The organism is Collinsella aerofaciens (assembly GCF_005845035.1).
Classification (GTDB): Bacteria; Actinomycetota; Coriobacteriia; order Coriobacteriales; family Coriobacteriaceae; genus Collinsella; species Collinsella aerofaciens_I.
Window position 1 is genome coordinate 40,151 of sequence record NZ_SPFO01000003.1, and the last position, 21,125, is coordinate 61,275.

20 protein-coding genes and 1 riboswitch are annotated in these 21,125 nt (G+C 58.9%); of the genes, 7 read left to right on the top strand and 13 right to left on the bottom strand.

The features are described from left to right. Nucleotides 1-20 precede the first annotated feature (20 nt). The 6 genes from FGQ67_RS02110 to rnd all read right to left on the bottom strand — a co-directional run bounded on the left by FGQ67_RS02110 (nt 21) and on the right by rnd (nt 5,116). Nucleotides 21-911, bottom strand: coding sequence for a LysR family transcriptional regulator (locus FGQ67_RS02110; RefSeq protein WP_138339778.1), 891 nt, complete (start codon nt 909-911; stop codon nt 21-23). Nucleotides 912-952: 41 nt separating this feature from the next. Further along, a complete protein-coding gene (locus tag FGQ67_RS02115; protein WP_035137921.1) occupies nt 953-1,288 on the bottom strand; it encodes a histidine triad nucleotide-binding protein in 336 nt (111 codons plus the stop codon). 49 nt (nt 1,289-1,337) lie between these two features. Beyond that, nucleotides 1,338-1,604, bottom strand: a complete 267-nt coding sequence (gene xseB, locus FGQ67_RS02120; RefSeq protein ID WP_006234311.1) for an exodeoxyribonuclease VII small subunit — start codon at nt 1,602-1,604, stop codon at nt 1,338-1,340. 42 nt (nt 1,605-1,646) lie between these two features. Then, complete coding sequence (xseA, locus tag FGQ67_RS02125; RefSeq protein ID WP_328291067.1) at nt 1,647-3,098, bottom strand: exodeoxyribonuclease VII large subunit; 1,452 nt, start codon at nt 3,096-3,098, stop codon at nt 1,647-1,649. A gap of 115 nt (nt 3,099-3,213) precedes the next feature. After that, nucleotides 3,214-3,918 carry a zinc metallopeptidase gene (locus FGQ67_RS02130; RefSeq protein ID WP_138339779.1) on the bottom strand — a complete coding sequence of 235 codons (705 nt, stop codon included), beginning with the start codon at nt 3,916-3,918 and terminating at the stop codon, nt 3,214-3,216. Between the two features lie 64 nt (nt 3,919-3,982). Further along, nucleotides 3,983-5,116 carry a ribonuclease D gene (rnd, locus tag FGQ67_RS02135; protein ID WP_138339780.1) on the bottom strand — a complete coding sequence of 378 codons (1,134 nt, stop codon included), beginning with the start codon at nt 5,114-5,116 and terminating at the stop codon, nt 3,983-3,985. A gap of 98 nt (nt 5,117-5,214) precedes the next feature. On the opposite strand from rnd, the gene FGQ67_RS02140 reads away from it, so the two are divergent. The 5 genes from FGQ67_RS02140 to FGQ67_RS02160 all read left to right on the top strand — a co-directional run bounded on the left by FGQ67_RS02140 (nt 5,215) and on the right by FGQ67_RS02160 (nt 12,154). Then, nucleotides 5,215-6,132 carry a diacylglycerol/lipid kinase family protein gene (locus FGQ67_RS02140; RefSeq protein ID WP_138339781.1) on the top strand — a complete coding sequence of 306 codons (918 nt, stop codon included), beginning with the start codon at nt 5,215-5,217 and terminating at the stop codon, nt 6,130-6,132. Between the two features lie 408 nt (nt 6,133-6,540). Further along, the gene (locus FGQ67_RS02145) at nt 6,541-8,472 is read left to right on the top strand and encodes a C69 family dipeptidase (RefSeq protein WP_138339782.1); all 1,932 of its coding nucleotides are present in this window, start codon (nt 6,541-6,543) and stop codon (nt 8,470-8,472) included. 401 nt (nt 8,473-8,873) lie between these two features. Continuing rightward, complete coding sequence (locus FGQ67_RS02150; protein ID WP_006234321.1) at nt 8,874-9,449, top strand: hypothetical protein; 576 nt, start codon at nt 8,874-8,876, stop codon at nt 9,447-9,449. Nucleotides 9,450-9,663: 214 nt separating this feature from the next. Beyond that, on the top strand, nt 9,664-11,415 hold the full coding sequence (locus tag FGQ67_RS02155; protein WP_138339783.1) for an ABC transporter ATP-binding protein: 1,752 nt from the start codon (nt 9,664-9,666) through the stop codon (nt 11,413-11,415). Continuing rightward, a complete protein-coding gene (locus FGQ67_RS02160) occupies nt 11,408-12,154 on the top strand; it encodes an energy-coupling factor transporter transmembrane component T family protein (protein WP_138339784.1) in 747 nt (248 codons plus the stop codon). Before FGQ67_RS02155 ends, FGQ67_RS02160 begins: the two co-directional genes overlap by 8 nt. Before the next feature lie 124 nt (nt 12,155-12,278). Here the strand turns inward: FGQ67_RS02160 and FGQ67_RS02165 are convergent, their stop codons facing one another. Further along, the gene (locus FGQ67_RS02165; protein ID WP_035137908.1) at nt 12,279-13,025 is read right to left on the bottom strand and encodes an aspartate/glutamate racemase family protein; all 747 of its coding nucleotides are present in this window, start codon (nt 13,023-13,025) and stop codon (nt 12,279-12,281) included. A gap of 84 nt (nt 13,026-13,109) precedes the next feature. Next, nucleotides 13,110-14,366, bottom strand: coding sequence for a carboxylate--amine ligase (locus tag FGQ67_RS02170; RefSeq protein ID WP_138339786.1), 1,257 nt, complete (start codon nt 14,364-14,366; stop codon nt 13,110-13,112). 234 nt (nt 14,367-14,600) lie between these two features. Between FGQ67_RS02170 and FGQ67_RS02175 the strand changes: the two genes are divergently transcribed. Together FGQ67_RS02175 and FGQ67_RS02180 are read left to right on the top strand one after the other, a co-directional pair. Further along, a complete protein-coding gene (locus FGQ67_RS02175) occupies nt 14,601-15,233 on the top strand; it encodes an MOSC domain-containing protein (RefSeq protein ID WP_212745997.1) in 633 nt (210 codons plus the stop codon). A 234-nt stretch (nt 15,234-15,467) separates the two neighbouring features. Then, entirely contained in the window at nt 15,468-16,601 is a 1,134-nt protein-coding gene (locus tag FGQ67_RS02180; RefSeq protein WP_138339787.1) for a coiled-coil domain-containing protein, read from the top strand. Between the two features lie 37 nt (nt 16,602-16,638). Here FGQ67_RS02180 and FGQ67_RS02185 read toward each other — a convergent pair whose 3' ends face one another. The 5 genes from FGQ67_RS02185 to FGQ67_RS02205 form a co-directional block, all read right to left on the bottom strand. After that, nucleotides 16,639-18,018 (bottom strand): serine/threonine protein kinase, encoded by a 1,380-nt coding sequence (locus tag FGQ67_RS02185; RefSeq protein WP_171025141.1) that lies wholly within the window; start codon nt 18,016-18,018, stop codon nt 16,639-16,641. Between the two features lie 98 nt (nt 18,019-18,116). Continuing rightward, entirely contained in the window at nt 18,117-18,539 is a 423-nt protein-coding gene (locus FGQ67_RS02190; RefSeq protein ID WP_022094127.1) for a hypothetical protein, read from the bottom strand. 39 nt (nt 18,540-18,578) lie between these two features. Further along, nucleotides 18,579-19,124, bottom strand: coding sequence for a DUF4352 domain-containing protein (locus tag FGQ67_RS02195; RefSeq protein WP_138339789.1), 546 nt, complete (start codon nt 19,122-19,124; stop codon nt 18,579-18,581). Between the two features lie 161 nt (nt 19,125-19,285). Then, nucleotides 19,286-19,519 (bottom strand): hypothetical protein, encoded by a 234-nt coding sequence (locus FGQ67_RS02200; RefSeq protein WP_171025142.1) that lies wholly within the window; start codon nt 19,517-19,519, stop codon nt 19,286-19,288. 92 nt (nt 19,520-19,611) lie between these two features. Beyond that, nucleotides 19,612-20,799, bottom strand: coding sequence for an N-acetyldiaminopimelate deacetylase (locus FGQ67_RS02205; RefSeq protein WP_249934359.1), 1,188 nt, complete (start codon nt 20,797-20,799; stop codon nt 19,612-19,614). A 144-nt stretch (nt 20,800-20,943) separates the two neighbouring features. Continuing rightward, nucleotides 20,944-21,112, top strand: a riboswitch (Lysine riboswitch). The last annotated feature ends 13 nt before the right edge of the window (nt 21,113-21,125 follow it).

Genomic DNA, 21,125 nt, shown 5'->3' on the forward strand with positions numbered 1-21,125 from the left:
CGACACGAGGCCAAATGGCCTCACGAAGCAAGATGACGCAATAGGTGAAGAAATACCGTCTGGTGTCGATCGGTCCAGGCATTTTGTCGATAGCAAAAGTAGATGGGCAAGGCTACGTCATGCGAACCTTCAATAGAGTACTCGCTCACTTCCGACCCATCTGATGCGAGAGAAGAGCCAGAAAAACCCAATATCAATCCCCCGGCTTGAAGAAACTCAGCCTGCGCTCTGTTTCCGTATTCGACGTCGCGGAAGCGGAAATTAACCAGCTGAGCTTCGGGGCATTGATTGATCGCATTGAGACAGGGCGACAAATTAATGGGAACAGCTAACCTGCCGCCCAGTAACTCACGAACGGTCATAGCACCCACAGATTGATGACCCGCTGGGCACGAAAGAACCTTGAGCTCCTTTTCACCCAAGTATTTCGAAGAAAGGACACTGTCCCTTGGTTCCTCAAATGAGATGGCCGCATCCGAAATGCCAAGCACAAGTGATTCAAAGCATGTAGCCGTTGGCTGATGCCACACATCAAGGTGAATCTGAGGGTGCGAGCTTTCAAACGAGTCGTACCAGTTTTCGGAAAAAAGACGCCCCCGCCCGTGAAGACAGGGGACGTAAAGACGAAAGTGGCCGTCGGGCGAAACGCCACCGTTCCCCGATTGGGTGTACTTTTTGAGATCGTCGACTTGTGCCAGGATCACGCGTGCACGACGCGCAAATTCTCTGCCCGCCGGAGACAAAACAGCCTCCCCCGCCGATCGATTGAGCAAAACGATCTGATACTCAGACTTCAGTTTCTTAATTGCCGACGAGACAGCCTGTGGGCTCACGTGAACGGCGCGAGCCGCTTTGCGCACGCCGCCGTAGTTCGCTACCGCTTGAAGGTATTCGAGTTGAGAAAACTGCATAGGTTACTCCAAAGGCAGCCAAGGCGACGGGCCGTGCGTCCTCAGATGAGGTTCTCGCCCAGGTTCTTGCCGCCGAGGACGTGCATGTGGAAGTGCATGACGGTCTGACCGGCGTTGACGCCCTTGTTGGAGATGACGCGGAAACCGTCCTCCAGACCCTTGGCCTTGGCGACCTCCTGGATGGCGTGGGCCATGGCGCCCATGGTCTCGGCGGGCACGTTATCGGCGATGTCACTGTAGTGCTTCTTGGGGATCACGAGCGTGTGGACCGGCGCCTGGGGATTGAGGTCGTCGAACGCGATGACCTGGTCATCCTCGTAGACGACGGTCGAGGGGATCTCGTGGTTGGCAATTTTGCAGAAGATGCAATCACACATGGTTGGTTCCTTTCTCACAGACCAAGGTAATTATATTTGGTCGGGATGGTTAGAACGAAAGGTTGTCGTCGGTGTTGGCGGCTTCGCCGTCGGCGAGCACGTCGTTGCCGTCGACGTCCTTCAGGAGCACCGAGACCTTCTGCTCGGCATCGGACAAGCGGGTACGCAGGCTCTTGAGGAGCTCGACGCCGCGGGTATAGCTCTCAAGCGACTCCTCGAGCTCCATATCACCCGACTCCAAGCTGCGGATGATGAGCTCCAACTCCTGTGAAGCCTGCTTGTACGTAAGCTGCTCGACCGGGGTCTTCTCTGCCATATCTGTTTCCTTTCCTAAAGGTTTATCGCTATGAAACGCGGCCTACTCGACCGTATCGACCGTTGCCGCCACGTTGCCGTCTGCCATGCGCACGCGAATGGCGTCACCGGGCTTAAAGGTCTTGGCGCTCGTGGCCACCCCATCATCGCTGTACGCGATGGAATAACCACGGGCAAGCACCTTGAGCGGCGACAGGGCATCGAGCGAGGCTGCCGCACGGCCCAGGTCGGATGCTGGCTTGTTGAGCATCGTGCGCCCCTGATGCTCCAGGCGGGAGCTTGCGAGCGTGAGCGCATGGCGCTTGCCATCGAGTCCTGAGGTGCTTGCGATCAAGCGCTCGGGCAGACGCTCAAAGTTGGAGCGGAATGCCCCAACCGAACGCGTTATGGCGCCGGACAAACGATCGGCCGTCAGGGCAAGCTCAGACTCGCGACGCTCAACCATAAACGTTGGGTCGTTGAGGCACGGGCGGCACGCAGCCGCATCGAGCGCATCGCCCAAGCGAGCCGTATAGGTATCCCAGGCACGGCGACCGCGCTGATCGAGCATCTCCAGGTCGACCTGGGCCGACCCAATCATCGATGCCATCGCAGCACCCAGACGTTGATAGCGCGCCTCGAGCACATCGGCCAACTCCGTCATAGCCGGCGCCACCGATTCGGCCGCCGCCGTAGGCGTGGAGGCGCGACGGTCGCTCACCATGTCGCAAATCGAGGTATCGGGCTCATGGCCAATGCCGGTCACCACGGGCACGGGACAAGCCGCCACCGCGCGGGCAAGCTCCTCGTCATTAAAGGTCATGAGGTCCTCAAAGGAGCCGCCGCCGCGCACCAACAAAATACAGTCGGGCGCCGGCGTAATGGAAGCGGCGCGGCGCAGGCCCTCAATGAGCTCTGTCGGCGCACCCTCGCCTTGTACCTTGGCACCCACGCAGACGAGCTCGACGAGCGGGTTGCGACGACGCAATGTGCGCTTGACGTCGTCGATTACGGCACCCGAAAGCGAGGTGACGACCGCCACGCGGGAGCAGAACACCGGGATGCGGCGCTTGCGCGCTTCGTCCATCAGACCCTCACGGCGTAGCTTTTCGGCCAGTTGCGCCACTTGTTGACGCAGCAGACCCTCCCCCGCCAGCGAAAACGAGCGAGCGACAAAGCTCATGCGGCCCGTAGCCTTATAGAGATTGAAGCTGCCCTTAAAGCTCACCTGCATACCGTCGCGCAGATCGAACGTGCGCTTGAGATAGGCACCCTTCCAAATGATGCAGTCAACGGCGGCCGAATCGTCCTTGATCTGGAAATAGCAGTGGCCGCTTCGGGCGTTAGGACCACGAAAACCCGTGACCTCGCCCAAGACGCTCAGCTGCGGAATGGCATCGAGCGCACCGGCGGCGATCTCCACCGCCTGGCTCACGCTGAGCTCCTTGCGCTCTTGCTCGTCCGAACCGTCGAACTCGGCGGAAACGGCATTACCGGTTAGGTTCCAGCCTGCCACGCAGCCTCCTTTCGTTATCGAGCACAGAGGCTCCGGCCCCGTGCGAAATTAAGTCCAACACATAGTACAGCGCCGCGAGGACACGAATCCCCGCGGCGCCTGCCTGTCCCATTTGTTATCGGTTGGAGTTTCTGTTGTAGCGAGCCATAAGGTAGAGCAACTGAATGATCGAAGTGAGCGCTGCAGCCACATAGGTAAGCGCGGCTGCCGTCAGTACCTTCTTGGCGCCGTTGACCTGCTTGGAGCTCATGTCCGACTGCTCGATGTACGCCACAGCACGTCGGCTGGCGTCAATCTCGACAGGCAACGTAACGAGTTGGAACAGCACACTAAACGAGAAGAAGATCAACGCGAGGGTCGTGAGCCCGGCAATGTTCATAAACAGGCCCAAGAGTAACACGATGGTCCAGGTGTTCTGGGTAAAGTTGACGACCGGCACGAGGGCGGTACGCACTTTCATCATGGCATAGCCGCTTTGACGCTGGGCGGCATGGCCCGCCTCGTGGCAGGCGACGGCAACGCTTGCGACCGAACCGCCCGAACGGTTGGCATCCGACAGATACAGGTTGTTGTCCTGCGGGTTGTAATGGTCGGTGAGCTCGCCAGCGACACCCTTGATACCCACGGCGCTACAACCGTTGGCATCGAGCATGCGGCGAGCGACTGTGGCACCCGTATCGCCGTCCGAGCGAACCTTGGACCAGGTTTTGTACGTCGAGTTGATATAGTTCTGTGCGGCAAGGCCAAGCACCGTGCAGACAAGAACAACCAGCAGGTACAGCGGGTCGATGCCAAAGCCGTATCCATAGTAATAAGGCATGCGAATTCCTCCGAGTCGAGTTACACGTTGGAGGCATTTTACCCACTCAACCGGCTAGGCTTCCCTACAGGAGCTCGATTTTGCCGTCCTTCACCGTCAACCCCATATTGCCGGAAAGCAGATCGTCCAGGCGCGAGCCCACAAGCTCAAAGCGCCAACCTTCGCGCAGGCGGCTCTGCTCGGGATGCTCAATGTAGTCGGCCAGGTCATCGCGCGAGGCAATGACCGAGGTCGCAACGCCTGAGCGCTCGGCAACCAGGCGGATAAGCGCATACATAAGGTCAGTCACGCTCTCCAGCTCCGGCGAAATCTGACGATGTCCGCGCACCAAGAGCGGCAGGCGATCGTGCGGACAGCTCGCACCGCGCTTGATGGCCATGAGCGCACCGTCCACGTCGCGCTCCCCCAATTGATCGGTACCGCGAATGCTACGGAACTCCTCAACGCGCACGGGATTGCGCTTAACGAGCGCTAGCAGCGTGTCGTCGGACATGACCCACTTGCGTGGGATGTTGCGCCGCTCGGCGCGGTCCTCGCGCCAGGCGGCGAGCTCGCGCGCGATACCCAGCTGATGACGGCTGCACGAATTGATGCGCTTGACCTTGCGGAACGCCTCGTGGCGATCGGCGCGATAGTGCGACTCGTCAGCCAGCGGGCGCAGCTCGTCGAGCACCCAGTCCACACGGCCCAGCTCGCGCAGGCGGCTCATCATCTCGGTATAGGCGACGATCAGGTACTTGACGTCATCGATCGCATACTCAATCTGCTTATCGGTCAGCGGGCGGCGCGACCAGTCGGTCAGTGACTCGGTCTTGGGCAGCGATACGCCGCAGAACGTCTGAACAAGCGCGCCATACGAAATCTGCTGGCGCTCGCCCAAAAAGGCGGCGGCGACCTGCGTATCGAAAATCGGTCGTGGCAGCACGCCCACGGTATGGAGCATGACCTCCATATCCTGCGAGCACGCGTGGAAGACCTTGGTCACGCTCTCGTCGGCCATAAGCTCGGCCAGCGGCGATAGGTCGTCGATTACCAGGGGATCGACCGCGACGCTCTCAGCAGGGGTGGCAATCTGAACCAAACATAGACGCGGATGGAACGTGCGCTCGCGCAAAAACTCGGTATCGACGGCAATCGCGTCGAACTCACGGGCGCGCTGGCAAAAGTCGAGTAGAGCCGGATGTGTGGAAATGTACATATCAACCCATCGAATAAGGTTAGGCCCGAAAAACACGGGTAGGATATCGGCATTGCCTTACAACTATACTCGGTTAGTCACAGAACGGGAACGTAAGTATGCGCTGCCTTATCATCCACAACCCGGCATCGGGCCCCAGCTCAGATGAAATCTTCGCATTCACGCACGCCCTTGCACAGGGCGGCGACGAGGTCGTGATGCGCTTTATCGGCGATGGCATGGAACCCGAGGACGCCGTGGCAGACGTGCGCGAGTTTGACCGCGTGGTCGTTTCGGGCGGCGACGGCACTGTCTCCAACGTGCTCGACCAGATGCGCGGATGCGGTGTCCCCACGCTCGTCTTCCCCTCCGGTACGGCCTGCCTGTTCTTCAACAACATCGGCAATGCCCCCGAGGCGGCGGCGCTCGCCAAGGCCTGCCGTGCCGGTCGCACGGTCAAAGTCGACATGGGCGAGCTCTTTTGGCTCGACGAGAACGGCAACGAGAAGCGCCACGGCTTCATCATCATCGCCGGCTCGGGCTTCGACGCCGAGATCATGATGAAGGCCGCCCCCACCAAAAACGACATCGGCGAGATCGCTTACTTCCTCTCCGCGCTCGCCACGCCCAATCCCACGGTGGCGCACTTTACGATTGAGCATGACGGCATTGTCGAGGAGCTCGACGGCATCTGCTGCATGGCCGGCAACACCTCGGTCATCCAAAACGACATCAACCTGTTCCCCGACTGCCGTATGAACGATGGCATGGTCGACATTGCGGTCATCGAACCCGTAAAAACTGTGCAGCTTCTACCGACTGTGATCACCGCCGCACTCGACCCCGCCGGCAAGGTACTCGGCCGCCCGCAGTTCAAGATCATCCAGACCAAGGAAGCCAAGATCACCTGCACCCCGTCGCTGGGCATGCAGTTCGATGGCGAGATTATCTCCAGCAATTCGGGCGTCTTTGGAGCCCGCGCGCTTCCGCAATGCCTCGACCTCATCGTCGACGAATTCTCCCCGCTCGGAAAATAGGAGGACCCTATGAACGACAATCCCCTGCTCGGCTTTATCATCATCGTTTTGGCCATGCTCGTCGGCTATGCGATCAACGTGATCCACCGCCGGAAGAAGTAATTCCACATTGGTATGATATTCATCCAATTATCGTCTCCCCTGCTGTTTATGCATTTGCCAAACAGCGGGGGATTTTCTTTGCGCCCCGTGCAAGGCGCTTTATTCAGGTAATGTAATTGCAGGACGTCTTTATTAAAGTAAAGCTACAAACCGAGTATAATTAACCACTCATCGCATATTTCATTACGCTTATCGAGTAAGTTTCTTTCATAGATGAATATTGTTTCCAGTTCGTTACGCTAATGGGGTGTCTTTATTGGCTGAAGCTCTCTGGCAACGGAGAGCTTTCGCACGCTGGGAGGGAAAATGAGGAAAACTCACCCCGTCAACGCGCTCAAAAAGCTTGGCATAGGCCTCGCCTTTGGAGCTGCAACCATCATGTCCATGCCGACGTCTGCGCTCGCCTGCACGCAGATCTACATGGGCGGCAAGCTCACGGCGGACGGCAACACGTACTACGGCCGCGCCGAGGACTTTGGCAAGCGCTATCTTAAGCACTACGGCATCGAACCTGCCCACGAACCTGGCTTTAAGTACAGCTCGATTGAATCTGCTTTTGAATACACTTCGAACAAGCCTACCTATCGCTACAGCTATGTACGCGACCACCCCTCCAACTGGATGGGTCGCACCGACGCCTACTCCGAGGCCGGCATCAACGAGAAGGGCGTCTCCTGCTCCGCCACGCTAAGCACCTCCTATAACGAGGAGGCCGCTGCAGCAGACCTCATCGATGAGGAAGTGGGTCTGGGCGAGTACAGTTACGGCAGCATCATCCTGGGCGAGAGCGCCACGGCCCGCGAGGGCGTCGAGCTCCTCGGCAGCCTGATCGATGATCAAGGCGTCTGCACCAACGACCAGATCATCATCGCCGACAACAACGAGACCTGGCTGTTCGCCACACTTTCCGCCCATCAGTGGATCGCCATGAAGCTCGCTGACGACGTCGCGTCGCTCAACCCTAATATCGGGAGCCTCAACTACGATGTCGACCTCAATGACACCGAGAATTGCCTCCACTCTGAAAAGATCCAATCCATGCCCGAAGAAAAGGGTTTCGCCAAATACTCCGCTGACGGCAAATTCGATGTCGCCCAAACGTATGGCGAAAGCCTCGCCGATTCCGGCGTAAACCAGTGGTCCCGCTATGTACAAGGCCGCGATTATTTTGGTAGTCAGCTGACCGAAGGCACAGATTACGACATTATCACAGTAAAGGAGAAAGGAAAACCTGACCAAAAGGGAGCCATGGTCAGCGAAATCCAGCCCCTGTTCTTCAAGCCTGGCAAGTCTGGTTGGAGCACTTTCGAGTTGATTCGCGCCTTCGGCAACCGCGGCGAGAACGTCCCTGGCCTCAACGCGAACACTGATGGTGTTTATTGCATCGGCAGCGAGCGCAACACCGAGATCAACCTCTTCCAGATTCGTCGCGGGTATGACCCCGAAGTCGCTACCATCCAGTGGGAAATGCTCTCCCGCGCCGCGTACTCCGTCGCCATCCCGTTGTACTCCGCTCTGATAACTGAGGTCAGCCCGTACTTCAGCGATCAGACCGTCTCCTTCGATCACTGCAAACAGACTGACGTCGTGTACAACGAGGAGCCCGAGAACTCAATCAACTACGTCCTCATGGACATCAGCTCGCTCTGCTTTGAGAACCCTGACACCCTTGGTATCAGCGTCCGTGCCTACCTCGATGCGCTCCAGAACGAGCTCATCGAGCAGAACAAGGAAGTTGACGCCGCCATGCTAGCCGAGACGACCACCGAGGGCCGCACTGCCCTGGCCAACAAGGCCGGCAAGGCTGCTACCGAGAACACCTACAAGAAGTGCAAGGCCCTGCTCCAGGAGATGCGCGCCTATCAGAAGGCCGAAAACTTCGACCAGCCCTTCACCCCGAGCGACCTGAACACCGAGACCAACGGCCTCAAGGTGTCCATCACCTACGCCAAGGACGCTCTTGCCACCGACCCGGTAACCCCGGATCAGCCTGGTACTCCTGAGCAGCCCGGTACCCCCGAGCAGCCCGCTAAGCCCGAGCAGCCCACCACCAAGCCCGAGAAGCCTGGCAAGTCGGACACCACGACCACGGTAACCACCAACAAGACGAACACCAAGGGCGGCCTGCCCACCACCGGTGATCGTTTTGATGGCCGCATGGTGGCCGCATTCGCCATCGCTGGCGTTGCCGTCATCTCCGCGGGCGGTTACTTCCTCTACCGTCGCAATAAGGAGTAACGTCTTAGCTGAGCGGACAAGGCAGCAATGGCAGCCTCGCCCGCTCAGCCCGCTCTTTTGACCGGCGGGAAACCCGCCTGAAATCTTTTTAAAAAAGATTTCCCCGCACACACTTTGCTGTGCTATAGTGCAGCGCAACAGCAACAAGGTGCGACCGCGCCACGGCATCATGAAAGGAGCCACCGACATGAAGAACACGATGAAGTCTCTCAACAACTGGTGGTGGCGTGATGCGAATACGATCGGTCGACAGTGAGTCCCTCACGCCTGCTTTTGCGCTCTAGGTGATTGGAAGGCCTCCGGTTTCGACCGGGGGCCTTTTTCTATCTCGAGCCCGATCGCATTCGCATCACGCGCCTCCGTTTTTCTCTTACACTCCCCTTTTTGAAAGGATTTTCACCATGTCTCAGAACACCACCGCCACCGCCCAGCCCCGCACCGTCCAGACCGCCGACCGCGGCAAACTCGATGTCCGTGCCCTCGTCCTGCTCGCCATCCTGCTCGCCGCCGGCTTCATCCTCAACTTCACCGTCGGCAAGGCAGTCTCGAGCATTTCGGGCGGTATGATCAGCCCCGAGTTCATCATCTCGGCCTTCTGCCTCACCATTCTGGTCGTTCGCCCCAACATCGGTCAGGCACTCGTCATTGGCCTCATCTCGGCTGCCGTGATCCAGATCACCACCACTTCGCCGTTCGTCGATTTTGCCGCCGAGGGCATCGCCGCCATGCTCATGGCCGGCATCGTCAACGCCGCCGGCAAGAACGGTCAGGTCAAGCCCGCCATCGCCATTGTTGCAACCTTCCTGACCACCTTTGTCTCCGGCGTCATCTTCATGGTCATCAAGATGGCCATGCTCGGCGTGGTAGGCGAGCTCGCCGCCGCCATGCTGCCCGTCGTTGCCATGACCGCCGTCTTTAACGCCATTCTGGTCGGCGCCCTCTACCTGCCCATCCAGAAGGCTCTTAGACTCAACTAACCCGCTCGGCTTTACGAGCCACCCCATCTTGGCGTTCATTCGTCGCTCGCGTACCCAAGTACGCTTCGCTCCTCTTTCTCGCGCCAACCTGGGGCCCCTCGTAAAGCCGTCTCCGTGCTTCACCACCAAAAACTGTCCCAAACGACTAGCTTTTGGGGACGTTCTTAAACGACTAGTCATTAAAGAACGTCCCCAATGACTATGAAAGGTATCCATGGAAACGATCATCAACGTCGACGATGTCTCGTTCTCCTATGGCACGCAGACCGAGCAGGCGCTCAGCCACATCTCGCTCAGCGTGAACAAGGGAGATTTCATCGGCATCATCGGGCCCTCGGGCGCCGGCAAGTCCACGCTTGCCGCCTGCCTGTCAGGTGCCGTGCCCCACCACTACACCGGCGCGTTCTTTGGGTCCGTCATGGTTGACGGCCATGACACCTGCGAGGTCTCGCTGACCGACGTGTCACAGATCGTCGGCAGCGTGCTGCAGGATATCGACACGCAGATGGTCGCCTCGGTCGTCGAGGACGAGATGCTCTTTGGCCTCGAGAACTTTGGCGTTCCCCACGACCAGATCGAGCAGCGCGTGAGCGAAACGCTCGAGACCGTCGGCATCAGCGACCTGCGCGACCGCGAGATCGCCACCCTCTCGGGCGGACAGAAGCAAAAGGTAGCCATCGCCGCCATCCTCGCCATGCGTCCGCGCGTCTTGGTTCTCGACGAGCCCACCGCGGCACTCGACCCCGCCAGCTCCACATTGGTCTTCGAGACGCTGCGTGAGGCAAACCGCGCACTTGAAATCACCATCGTCGTTGTTGAGCAAAAGGTCGCCCTGCTCTCGGAGTACTGCAACCGCGTGCTCGTGCTCAACCATGGCGAAATCGCGCTGCAGGGCGAGCCACACGAGGTCTTCGCACGCACCGACGAGCTTCGCACCATCGGCGTCGATTGTCCGCGCGTCACGCGCATCTTCAACAGCCTCGAGACCGATGGCTTGGTAAGCGGCACGCCCTGTCTGGATGTCGACGAGGCAGAACGCCTAATCACGGAAATCGTCGACCCCGACCGTGCGACAAGCGACACCCGGGCGCCCGCAGGCTCCCCGCACGCGCCATCGCTGCGCCCGCATGCGAAAGACGCCGAGCCGGTGCTCACCTTTGACCATGTCGAATTTTCCTACCCCCATGGAGGCGCCGCCGTTCACGACCTCAACTTGACGCTCTACCCCGGCGAGCTCGTGGGCATTGTCGGCCAAAACGGAGCCGGCAAAACCACGCTCACCAAACTGCTCACGGGTTTGCTCAAGCCCGCATCGGGCAGCGTACGCGTTACGGGCTTGGACACGGCATCGGTTCCCACGAGCCGCATCGCACGCGAAGTGGCAACGCTTTTCCAGAACCCCGACCGCCAAATCTGCAAAGACACCGTGCTCGACGAGGTCGCCTTTGGTCTAGAACTTGCCGGCATCGACCGCGCCGAAGCCCTGCGTCGCGCCCAGCTCGTCATCGACCGCTTTGGCTTGCCGGCCGACGAGGCGCCCTTCTCGCTCTCGCGCGGCCAGCGACAAATGGTGGCGCTTGCCTCCGTCGTAGTGGTTGAGCCCAAGATCGTCGTGCTCGACGAGCCCACGAGCGGCCTTGATTACCGCGAGTGCATGACCGTCATGGAAACGGTGCGTACCATGGCCGAGCGCGGTTGCGCCGTTATCATGGTCTGCCACGATATGGAAGTCGTCTCCGACTTTGCCGAGCGCATTGTGGTAATGGCCGACGGTCGCATCCTCGACCGCGGCCGCACGCACGAGCTATTCTCGAACATCGATCTCATGCGGCGTGCCTACGTGGAGCCTCCTCAGGTTATTGAACTCTCGCGCCGTCTGGCATCTTCCGTCTCGCCCGCTTTTGCGCAGGTGAGCGAGGTCACCGATGTCGTTCGAATTACCAAGGAGATGGTCCACCGTGGTTAACATCATCGACTACATGCCGGGCGATACGCTGCTGCATCGCCTGAATCCCGTCGTCAAACTGGGCCTCGCTGCCGCCATCATCGTCGGCATCTTCTTGTCCGACACCTACGTGGCGCTACTGGGCTTTTTGGCACTCACCCTTGCGCTGGCTGCCTATGCCGGCGTCGTCGACCGTCTGTTCTCGCTGCTCAAGTTGCTGATTCCGCTCGCGCTTATCATGCTGGTGCTCCAGCTGGCCTTTATGCGTGATGGCAACGTGGTATGGGGTTTTATCACCGACACGGGCCTCATCACAGGATCGAAGGCCTGCCTGCGCCTGCTGGGTGTGGCGTTACCACTCATCCTCATGCTCATGGTGACCAAGCTCAACGACCTTGCCAACGCCTGCGTCGAGGTGCTGCACGTGCCGTATCGCTATGCTTTCACTTTTACCACGGCGCTGCGCTTCGTGCCGGTGTTTGGTCAAGAGATGAACGCCATCATGGAGGCGCAGACCGCACGCGGCGTCGAGTACGACACCAAGAACCCCATCAAGAAGCTTAAGCTCATGCTGCCACTGTGCGTGCCGCTGCTCATCTCGAGCGTGGGCAAGACCGATGCCACAGCCTTGGCGGCAGAACAGCGCGGCTTCTATCTGCGTACGCGCGCCAGCTCGTACAAGCGCTACCCCATCAAGGGCCTAGACATCGCCGTGCTCATCGTCAGCATCGCGCTCATCGCCATCGGCTTCCTGTTCTAGTTCACCACTGACAGCAACCGCCCAACGCAAAAGGCCTCGGCTCGCACCAAACGAGCCGAGGCCTTACTGTTTCACCAGATAAAACCTACCAAAATTAACCTGTCCCTTTTTGACAGGTCGGAAGCTAGAGGCGGTAGGGGGCACCGCTACGGATGATGGATTCGCGCACCAGGACATCCATGGCGTCGAGGGTGATCTCGGGCATCTCTCGGTACTTCTGCAGCACCGAGAGCTCGGTGCAGGCCAGAATGACGCGGTCGCAGCCGCTACGGGCGAACTCCCACATCACGCGGTCGAACTTATCCATATCGGGCTCACGTCCGGCCTTCACATCATCGTAGATAAGCGACATCACATCGTTCTGACGTTTCTCGCTGGGATAGACGACCTCAACACCCGCAGCCTTACATTCGCGGCCGTAGACGCCCGCGCCCACGGTGCCATCGGTGCCCATGATGCCGATCTTATGCACCGGCTCGGCCGGCACACTCAGGTTGGGGTCGAACTCGCACTCCCCCATCACCGCACCCGCAAGGGCATAACGAACCGACTCACGCGGCATGTGGATAATCGGCACCTTCGTAAACGACTGGATCTGGTCGTAGAAGTAGTGCGACGTGTTGCAGGGAATGGCAATGTGCGCACAGCCCAGCGACTCGAGTGCCCGGGCACACTCTTTCATGGTCGCCAGCAGCTTGGCATGCTCGCCGGTCTTAATGGCCAGCGTGCGGTCGGGCATGGTCGACTTGGAGAGCACCACCATGTCGATATGTTCCTGATCGCAGGCAGCAGCCGTATGACGCACCACTTGGTCGTAGTAATACGACGTGGCCTCGGCGCCCATGCCGCCGATAACTCCCAGCTTTTCCATCGCCGCCTCCTTGGTGACGCTTGCGCAATTGCGCGTATCATACCCGCGCCCGCCCGATGCAAACCGGACGGGCGCCGCGCTCATCTACTTGTAATACGTCTTGAACAGCTTAAAGTGGCGCAGCTTGGTGTGCCACATGCGCAGCCAGCGGTTAAAGACAAAGTCGCCCTTCATAAACGAAGGGTCGGCGCCCTTGCCTTCCTTGTCCAGGCGATGCACCTTAGCGCGCAGCTCGGGATCCTTGACGTACTTGTCGACGACGCCCATGGGGACGACCATCCACAGGGCCTCGTCCTGAGCCGTCACAAACTCCGGCTCAAACGGACGGTTGAACACATACTCGTCCACCACATACTTGGCAACGTTAAAGCCGCTGTTGGTAACGTAGTAGTTGCTGCGGCCCTGGCGCGTGTTGAAATCGAAGAACTTAAACGAGCCGTCGCGCTCGTCGTACTTAACGTCAAAGTTGGAATAGCCCACAAAGTGAAGGTCCTCGAGCAGCTTGCGCACGCCGCCCATGAGCTCGTCGTTGGGCTCGGTAATGATACAGGCATGGTTGCCGACACCGTGGGGCTGATGCTCCTCGAGCAGCACATGGCCCAGGCACATCATGCGCACCTTGCCGTTGCGGTCGGAATAGCTGGTGAGCACGCGCATGTACTCGTCGTTGCCGGGCACGCGATCCTGCAAGATCAGATCGTCGGTGTAGCCGCTGGCATACGAATCGCGAATAACCTGTTCCAGCTCGGCGCGGTCGGCAATATCATAGGCCTTCTTCTGGCCCTCGAACTCGTGCTGCCACCACATGATGCCGTCAGAAGGCTTCAGAATCATCGGGTAAGGAAAATCGATCTGGTCGAGCACTTCGGCAGGCGCCTCACCCTGGGCATTGAGCATCGCCTTGGTAAAGGTAAACGTGTGCGGATAGGGCACGCCATGCTTCTCGCACAGCTCGTAGAAGATCTCCTTCTTCTGACACTGTTCAAGCATGCTATAGGGAGCGTAAGGCGCGACGATGTTATCCGCCAACTCATGGGCATCCTTGGCCTGAGCCACGAGGGCAACATAGTTATCGCCACAGCCCACAAGGACAATCGTCTTGTCGGCATGCGCTTGGGCAATGCCGTTGACGGTTTTGAGCATCACGGGCATGGTATCGATATCCACGTTGGGCGTGTAGTCGATAATCTGGCTGCGGTACGCAGGGCCCGTCTGGTACTTGCCAAAGACCAGACTCTTGACCTGGTACTCCTCGTAGAAGGCGCGCGCCACCGAGTAGGCGTTGATGTCGCCACCGAGCAGCACGGGGATGAACTCGCGCTCTGTAAACTGCAATGCCATGGAAACTTCCTATCATGAACTGCCCACACAACGGGCGGTCTTTGCGCAACTGATTTATTCTAGCGTGCCAAGCCGCCGGCGCCCAAAGCTCCACCGTATCTATGGCAATCGACGTAATCGTCCAGCACGAAGGCCAGCACGAAGACGGCGCTCACCGTTGTATGACAATGGGCAATGAACCTACCATTGTTGTAGGATTCAGTGTATTGACATCCTCGAGCGAAAGGCGCGCACGTGCCCCAAGACCATCCGACCGATAATCCCATCCTCAATGCCGCGAAGCACGAGCTGGCGGAACGCGCACAAACGGCAGCTCCCCTACGCACCGCAAACGATGCTTACAACGGGCCTGCCCGTATCGTCTCAATCAACACGTCGGAGCACAAAGGCACGCGTAAGTCACCCGTCGCCGACGGGCACGACACCGTCATCGAGCAGTTTGGCCTCGCCTCCGATGCGCACGCCGGGCATTGGCACCGCCAGGTTTCCTTTTTAGCTGCAGAGTCTATCCAGACGGCGCAGGCGCGCGGGCTCGATGTGCACGAGGGCGACTTTGGCGAGAACTTCACAACCCAGGGCATCAACCTGCTCTCGCTCCCCCTGGGAACGCAGCTCAAGATTGGCAACGATGTCCTGGTCGAAATCAGTCAGATCGGCAAGGTCTGCCACACCCGCTGTGCCATCTACTATCTCGCCGGCGACTGTATCTTTCCCCACGAGGGCGTTTTTGGCGTGGTACTAAAGGGCGGAGAGGTCCATACCGGCGACGATATCCGGGTAGTCAAACTCGGCGACGGCACCTGTTCGTTCACCCCCGCCGAGGCCCTCGAAGAGATTGAGCAGGCTCGCCAGAAGGGCACGCTGTAGTTATGAAACCCCACGTTGAGATAGCTTTTACAGCCCAAAACTCCTCTCAAACAGGGCTCTGTAACGTTAAAGTTGAACTCTATGGTTTCTCAACAATTCATCATAACTGCAGGTCAAAGCCAAAGCCTCAAGTTCAACTTGACCCTTTGGAACCTTTAAGGTTCAAGTTGAGGTCGAAAGCAGTAGTAGAATACCGTTCGAACCATAACCTACGATTGATTGCAGAGGGACTGGATGCAGCATTCGAATCATCGCACCGCAGCGCTCATTGCGTCGAAGCCGGCTCGTATCATCACGAGCGCCGCGCTCGCCGTTGCGCTGACGGCCACGCCGATGCTCTCCCCCGTTGCGGCGTATGCCGCCTCGCAGGCAACGCAGGACCAGCTTTCCGCAGCCCAGCAGAAGATCGAAGCCGCCACGAGCGCCTACAACGACGCCCGCACCAAACTCGATGACCTGCAAAAGCAGATTGACTCCAATGAGGCAAGCATCGAGGAAATCGAGGCCAAGCTTCCCGAGCAGCAGGCCAAGGCAAGCTCCGCCATGCGCGATCTGTACAAGTATCAGAAGGGCACCAATCCCATCGTGAGCTTCCTGGTCAACGCGCAGAGCCTGGGTGAGTTCATCACGACCTGCAAATACACCAACCAGATCACGAGCTCGAGCGTCGACGAGATCGAAGAGCTCAATAACATGCAAACCGAACTCGAGCAGAACAAGGCTGAGCTCCAGCAGGCCAAGTCTCAACTTGAGGCAGAGCAGAAAAACGCCGAGGACGCGCTGGCGCAGGCCCAGCAGCTCCGCAGCGAGGCGCAGGCAAAAGCCGAGCAGGAAAATGCCGCCGAGCTTGCCAAGCTTGAGGCCGATAAGGCCGCTGCCGCCGAGAAGCTCTCGGGCGAGGGCGTAAGCGGCAGCAATTCCAGCAGCCAGGCCACCAACACCAACACCACCATCGACACCACGGTGAACAGCTCCAATACTGGTAACTCCGATTACGATTCGTTCATTAATGAGTGGACAGGCCGCATCGACAATTATCTCGCCGGCTCCCCCATGGCAGGCCAGGGCTATAACTTTGCCGTCGCCGCTTGGAATACCGGTGTCGACCCCCGTTGGTCCCCCGCCATCGCCTGCATCGAGAGCACCAAGGGTGCTTATTGCGCCAATTCTTACAACGCCTGGGGCTGGAGTGCACGTGGCGGCGGTTGGCGCAGCTTTGGCAGCTGGAGCGAGGGCATCTCCGCTCACGTTGCCTATCTGGGCGCCAACTACGGCTCCACCCTTACCCCGGCAGCGGCCAAAAAGTACTGCCCGCCCACGTGGCAGGACTGGTACAACAAAGTCGCCGCTCAGATGAACCGCATCTAAGTGCAACTGCAAAGGGCCCCAATGGGGCCCTTTTCTTTTAGGTAGCGGAGGTATCGACGACGCCGGTCGCATTGACAACCGCGACTATGACGATCATGCATAGGAGCAGCACACCCAATACCTTGAGCCAGAGTTTCGCGAGTTTCTTGCCGCGATAGCTGTCGAGCAGTGCGAATCGCCGACGAAGACGGCGCTTATCGAGCAGCGCAAAATGCATAAGCACCATAAGGCCATCGACAAAGAAAAAATACTCGATTATGAGAAGCCACGTCGGGTAGCCTTGATTTGCTCCCGTGGGGTGAAAGACGGCAAAGTGACTTCCGGCAAAGAACACAAGCAGCGAGAAGCAGACGAGCGTATTCCAAATACGCCCCAGAGACTCCGGAACGCGAGAGAGCAGACCGCATGCAGCGGAGGCGGCAGGCCTAGGAAGCCCTGTGGGGTTCTGGAGCCCTTGGGGCGTCAACACCGTCTCCGAGGCCGGAGTACGGACAGGCGCAGGCGCAGGAGGCCGCACGGGGCGACTTAGATCGTATGCCGCGCGCGTCGCCCGTCCCAACGCTTCCGCGCTCGCAAAACGCTTGGCCGGGTCGAGCGCCATCGACATGCAGACGGCATCGGCAAGTGGAGTAGGAATGCCGCGCGCCTCGCATTGCTCGCGCATGTCGAGCCCTGGTTTAGGGTCGACTCCCGTCAAGCAGAAGAACAACAGGGCGCCAAGTGCGTAGACGTCGCTTCGTACGCTCGTCTGCCCAAACCCATACTGCTCGGGCGGCGCATAGGGCCGTGTCCCAAACTTGACGGTATCGGCATCGGCGCCATCGCGCCATACGCGCGCGATCCCCAGGTCGATAATCACCAGCGATGAAAACGTCAGGCCGTCATCAGGCGTATAGTTGGCACCTGTCGCGATGATATTCGACGGCTTGAGGTCGCGATGGATCACTGGCGCCGAAGCCTCCCCCGCCATTGCAAAACCGGCATGGAGCTCGCCCACGGCGTCGCAAAGGACAGGATACAATTCACGTGCATAATCGGGGGTGGCTCCCAGACGGTCCACCAGCGCCCCGAGCGTCTCCCCTTCGATGTATTCCATAACCACGTTGAGCTCGTCGCCCACACGACGACAATCGACGATTCTGGGCAGGTGCTCAAAACGCCTGCCTGCCCGCTGAGCGGCAAACAGGCGCTCGTATGCCCCGCCGATTTGAGCCGAAGCATCGATACGTTTACGGACAAAGGGGCCGAGCGAACCACCGCCGGTTCCTTCAAAGTACACGAGCTCGGTTGTTTCAACGGACGAGCGCTTAAGTACACGCTCCACGCGATAGCTGTCGTCGCGATCGAGCGACGCCAGGTGCTCGGCAAGCGCTGCGGTCAGCTCGTCATCGGAATATGTTGGGCTCTGAGTATCCATAGCCTCCATCATAGCGCAGGGCGCAGACACCCCATGGCATCTGCGCCCCGTTCGTTTGCATCGTTGTTCGGCAGCTCCGCCGGCTCAGATATCAGCCGCTAACTCACCGTCTCCTCGCCAAAGCGATACAGCTCCTCGTTGACCTTTTGGAGGCTGCACCCGCGATCGATGCAAAAAATGATAATCGCATCGCGGCGGTCCTTGCAGTTAAGGACGCTTACCCCGGCAGCCGTCAGCGCACGGTTGGTTTCTTTGAGCGTCAGCGCCATCGCAAAGGCAATCTGCAGCACCTTATTGCGGCTCGGATGCCGCGCACCGGTAAAGATCTGATAGCCAAAGGTCTCATTGAGATCAGCCATACGAACCACGCGCGAGCGCTCCAAGCCCTTTTCCTGCAGTAGCTGCTTCAGGTAGTTCGAAAGCGACGGGGCGGCAAAGTCGTGTTCTTTGATATAGCCATCGATGTTTGGCGCGTCGAGAAGCTCATTGAGCAACTCGTCAGTCAGCTTTTTATCGGGCATACGACTTCACCTCCCATACGGCGCAACGGTAGCGACATGCTAGGCCAACACCCAGCTTGCAGTGGCAGACTTATCAAACATGTTGGCAAAATACAGTGCCTTCTTGATATCGCCATCAAAGTAGATATTGCCCGCCACAGAGCCACCAGCGGCAAGGGTACCAGACTGCAGCTCATCGGAGCCCTCGCTGTAGTAACCCTGATTCTGCTGAGCGCCGTTGGCGTCCTCGCCCTTCCAGTCGTAGATGTTGTAATCTGCGCCCTCATCACCATTGTTGACGTACGTGACGTGAATGCCCGTCATGGTCGAACCGTCATAATTTGTGAGGCCGGGCTGGACGGAATCGACAACGACGGAAAGACCGGCAGCCGTGGTCACCGTCGCACCAACCGCCAGGTCAGTCGTAGACTGCTCTTCCTTCTTCGCCTCTTCCTTCTTGTCGCCATCGCCAGCGTCCTCGGTGACGGTCGCCTTATCGCTACCACAACCGGTAAGAAGACCGGCAGTCCCCAAGGCGACGGTGGCGAATGCGCCCAGTGCAGCGCGACGGCTCAGCAGCACTTCGTTTTCAAGCTTTTTCATCATGCATCCTTCCTACGATCCGGCTACCGTGCCGGCACACAGCACATCGTAGGAAGGATTAAACTTGAATTCATTAGCTGAGAGCTAAGGCTGCGGTAAACGGCCAATGCAGTTATCCAAACGCCGAGCAAACGCACTTTGCGCAACCGTCTGCTGGCAGTGCATCAACCCACCGTGACGGATTCCCCGGTAAAGGCACTGACCATCAACAGGACAAAGAACACCAGGTAGCTGACACTCAGCGGGTACGCAATGACCAGGAATACAACCCAGCCGACATTGGTTTTACCGCCGGCACGGCGTCGCTCGCGATTGCGGCAGAGCCAAATCGTCACGCCGATGGCAGTGATAAACAGTACGAGTGCCGCCGCAGCCAGCCCAGCAAGCGCAAACATCACGCCAATGCTCACAGCAATAACCGGAAGCAACAACAAGCCACATCCACACCCACCGGGACTATAAACGGCAGTCTGTCGGCGTCGTTCCATCGTCACTCCAAGCCAAGCAATCGTTTGTAGACATCGAGGCCTTTGAGTAGGATTTCCTCGTCGAAGAGCATGCTATCGGTATGCAGAGCGCTCATCGCATAGGCTGGGCAGTCATCAGCGTCGATCGGGTTTTCTTGTCCTTCTGGCACGCCCGTGCCCAGCAAGAAGAACACGCCCGGCAGATGGCGTTGATAGAACGCGAAATCCTCGGCGATCAGCAAAGGCTCATCTACAAGCTGTAGTTCGGACAAGGCAAGCGCAATGCAGGCAAACAGCTCGGGGTCGTTATCGACTGGCGGATAGCCCTCGGCAAAGTCGAGATCGTACGTACAGCCTGTTGCGGCACAGGCATCGTCCAGCACGCGGCGCACGCCTTCGCGCGCCCGGTCGAACATGTCGTCCGTAAACACACGCAGGCTGCCGGCAACATGGGCCTCCCCCGCCACCGCATTGCAGACGGTACCGGCCTGCAGCAGACCAAACTTGCCGATACAGGGCTCGTCGGTGCCCAGCTCGTCCATCAGTTCGCGCTCGGCAACCAAGAACTTGGCAGCCGCCAGCGCCGCATCGTGCGACTCCTCGACCGGAACGCCATAGGTCTTAGCGATATGGATGCTCGTCCCGTGAATATGAATGTGTGTCTCACTCGAACGCGCCAGCAGCGGGCCGGAACAGCTCGCCAACGTGCCGGCGGGCAGATCGGGCCACACATGGAAGCCAAAAATGCGGTCGACCCCGTAGCATTCGAACACACCGCTCTCACATACCGTCTTAGCACCACCGGTCGTTTCCTCGGCCGGCTGGAACACAAAGAGAACGTTGCGCCTAATGACGCCCGGCTGCTCGCGAATCGTACGGTCGACATACGTCGCGGCGGCAAGTGCCATGGCCATGTGTCCATCATGTCCGCAAGCGTGCATCTTGCCGGGATGGGTCGAGGCAAAGGCCGCTCCCGTCGCCTCCGCGATGGGCAGCGCATCCATATCGGCGCGAATCGCTGTGGCATGCGCGGCACCAACGCCGGCGTCGAAGAAAGCGCAGACGCAGCTGGGGCACGGATGGGTCACCTCGCAAGCGAGCGGTGCCAACACGCCCTCGATATAGGCAATGGTTTGCGGAAGATCGAAATCGAGCTCCGGAATGCGATGGAGATCGCGGCGATAGCGACGGAGTTCTTGGAGCTCGGTCATAGAGAATCCCTTCGTAAGGCACATCTGTTGCAACTTATTGTGATACAGGATTGTGGCACACATGTTTCCAGCATATTGCTGCATTTTTTAAACGTTATATACAAATACTCTTGTTTGGTAAAGTGCAACGTGATAGGGTCTTTACCACTTGATAGAGGCGCGGGCACGAAGAACCGCGGGCGAGCCGGCAGGCTTTGACCCCGTGGGGAGGCGAAACCCGCCGAACTGGGTTTTTCGGGCACGAACAACCTGGTGGGCCTGTGGGAAACACCCACAGGACTGTCTGCAGCAATGCGGGAGCGCTATCCGGACATTGGGTCCACGCT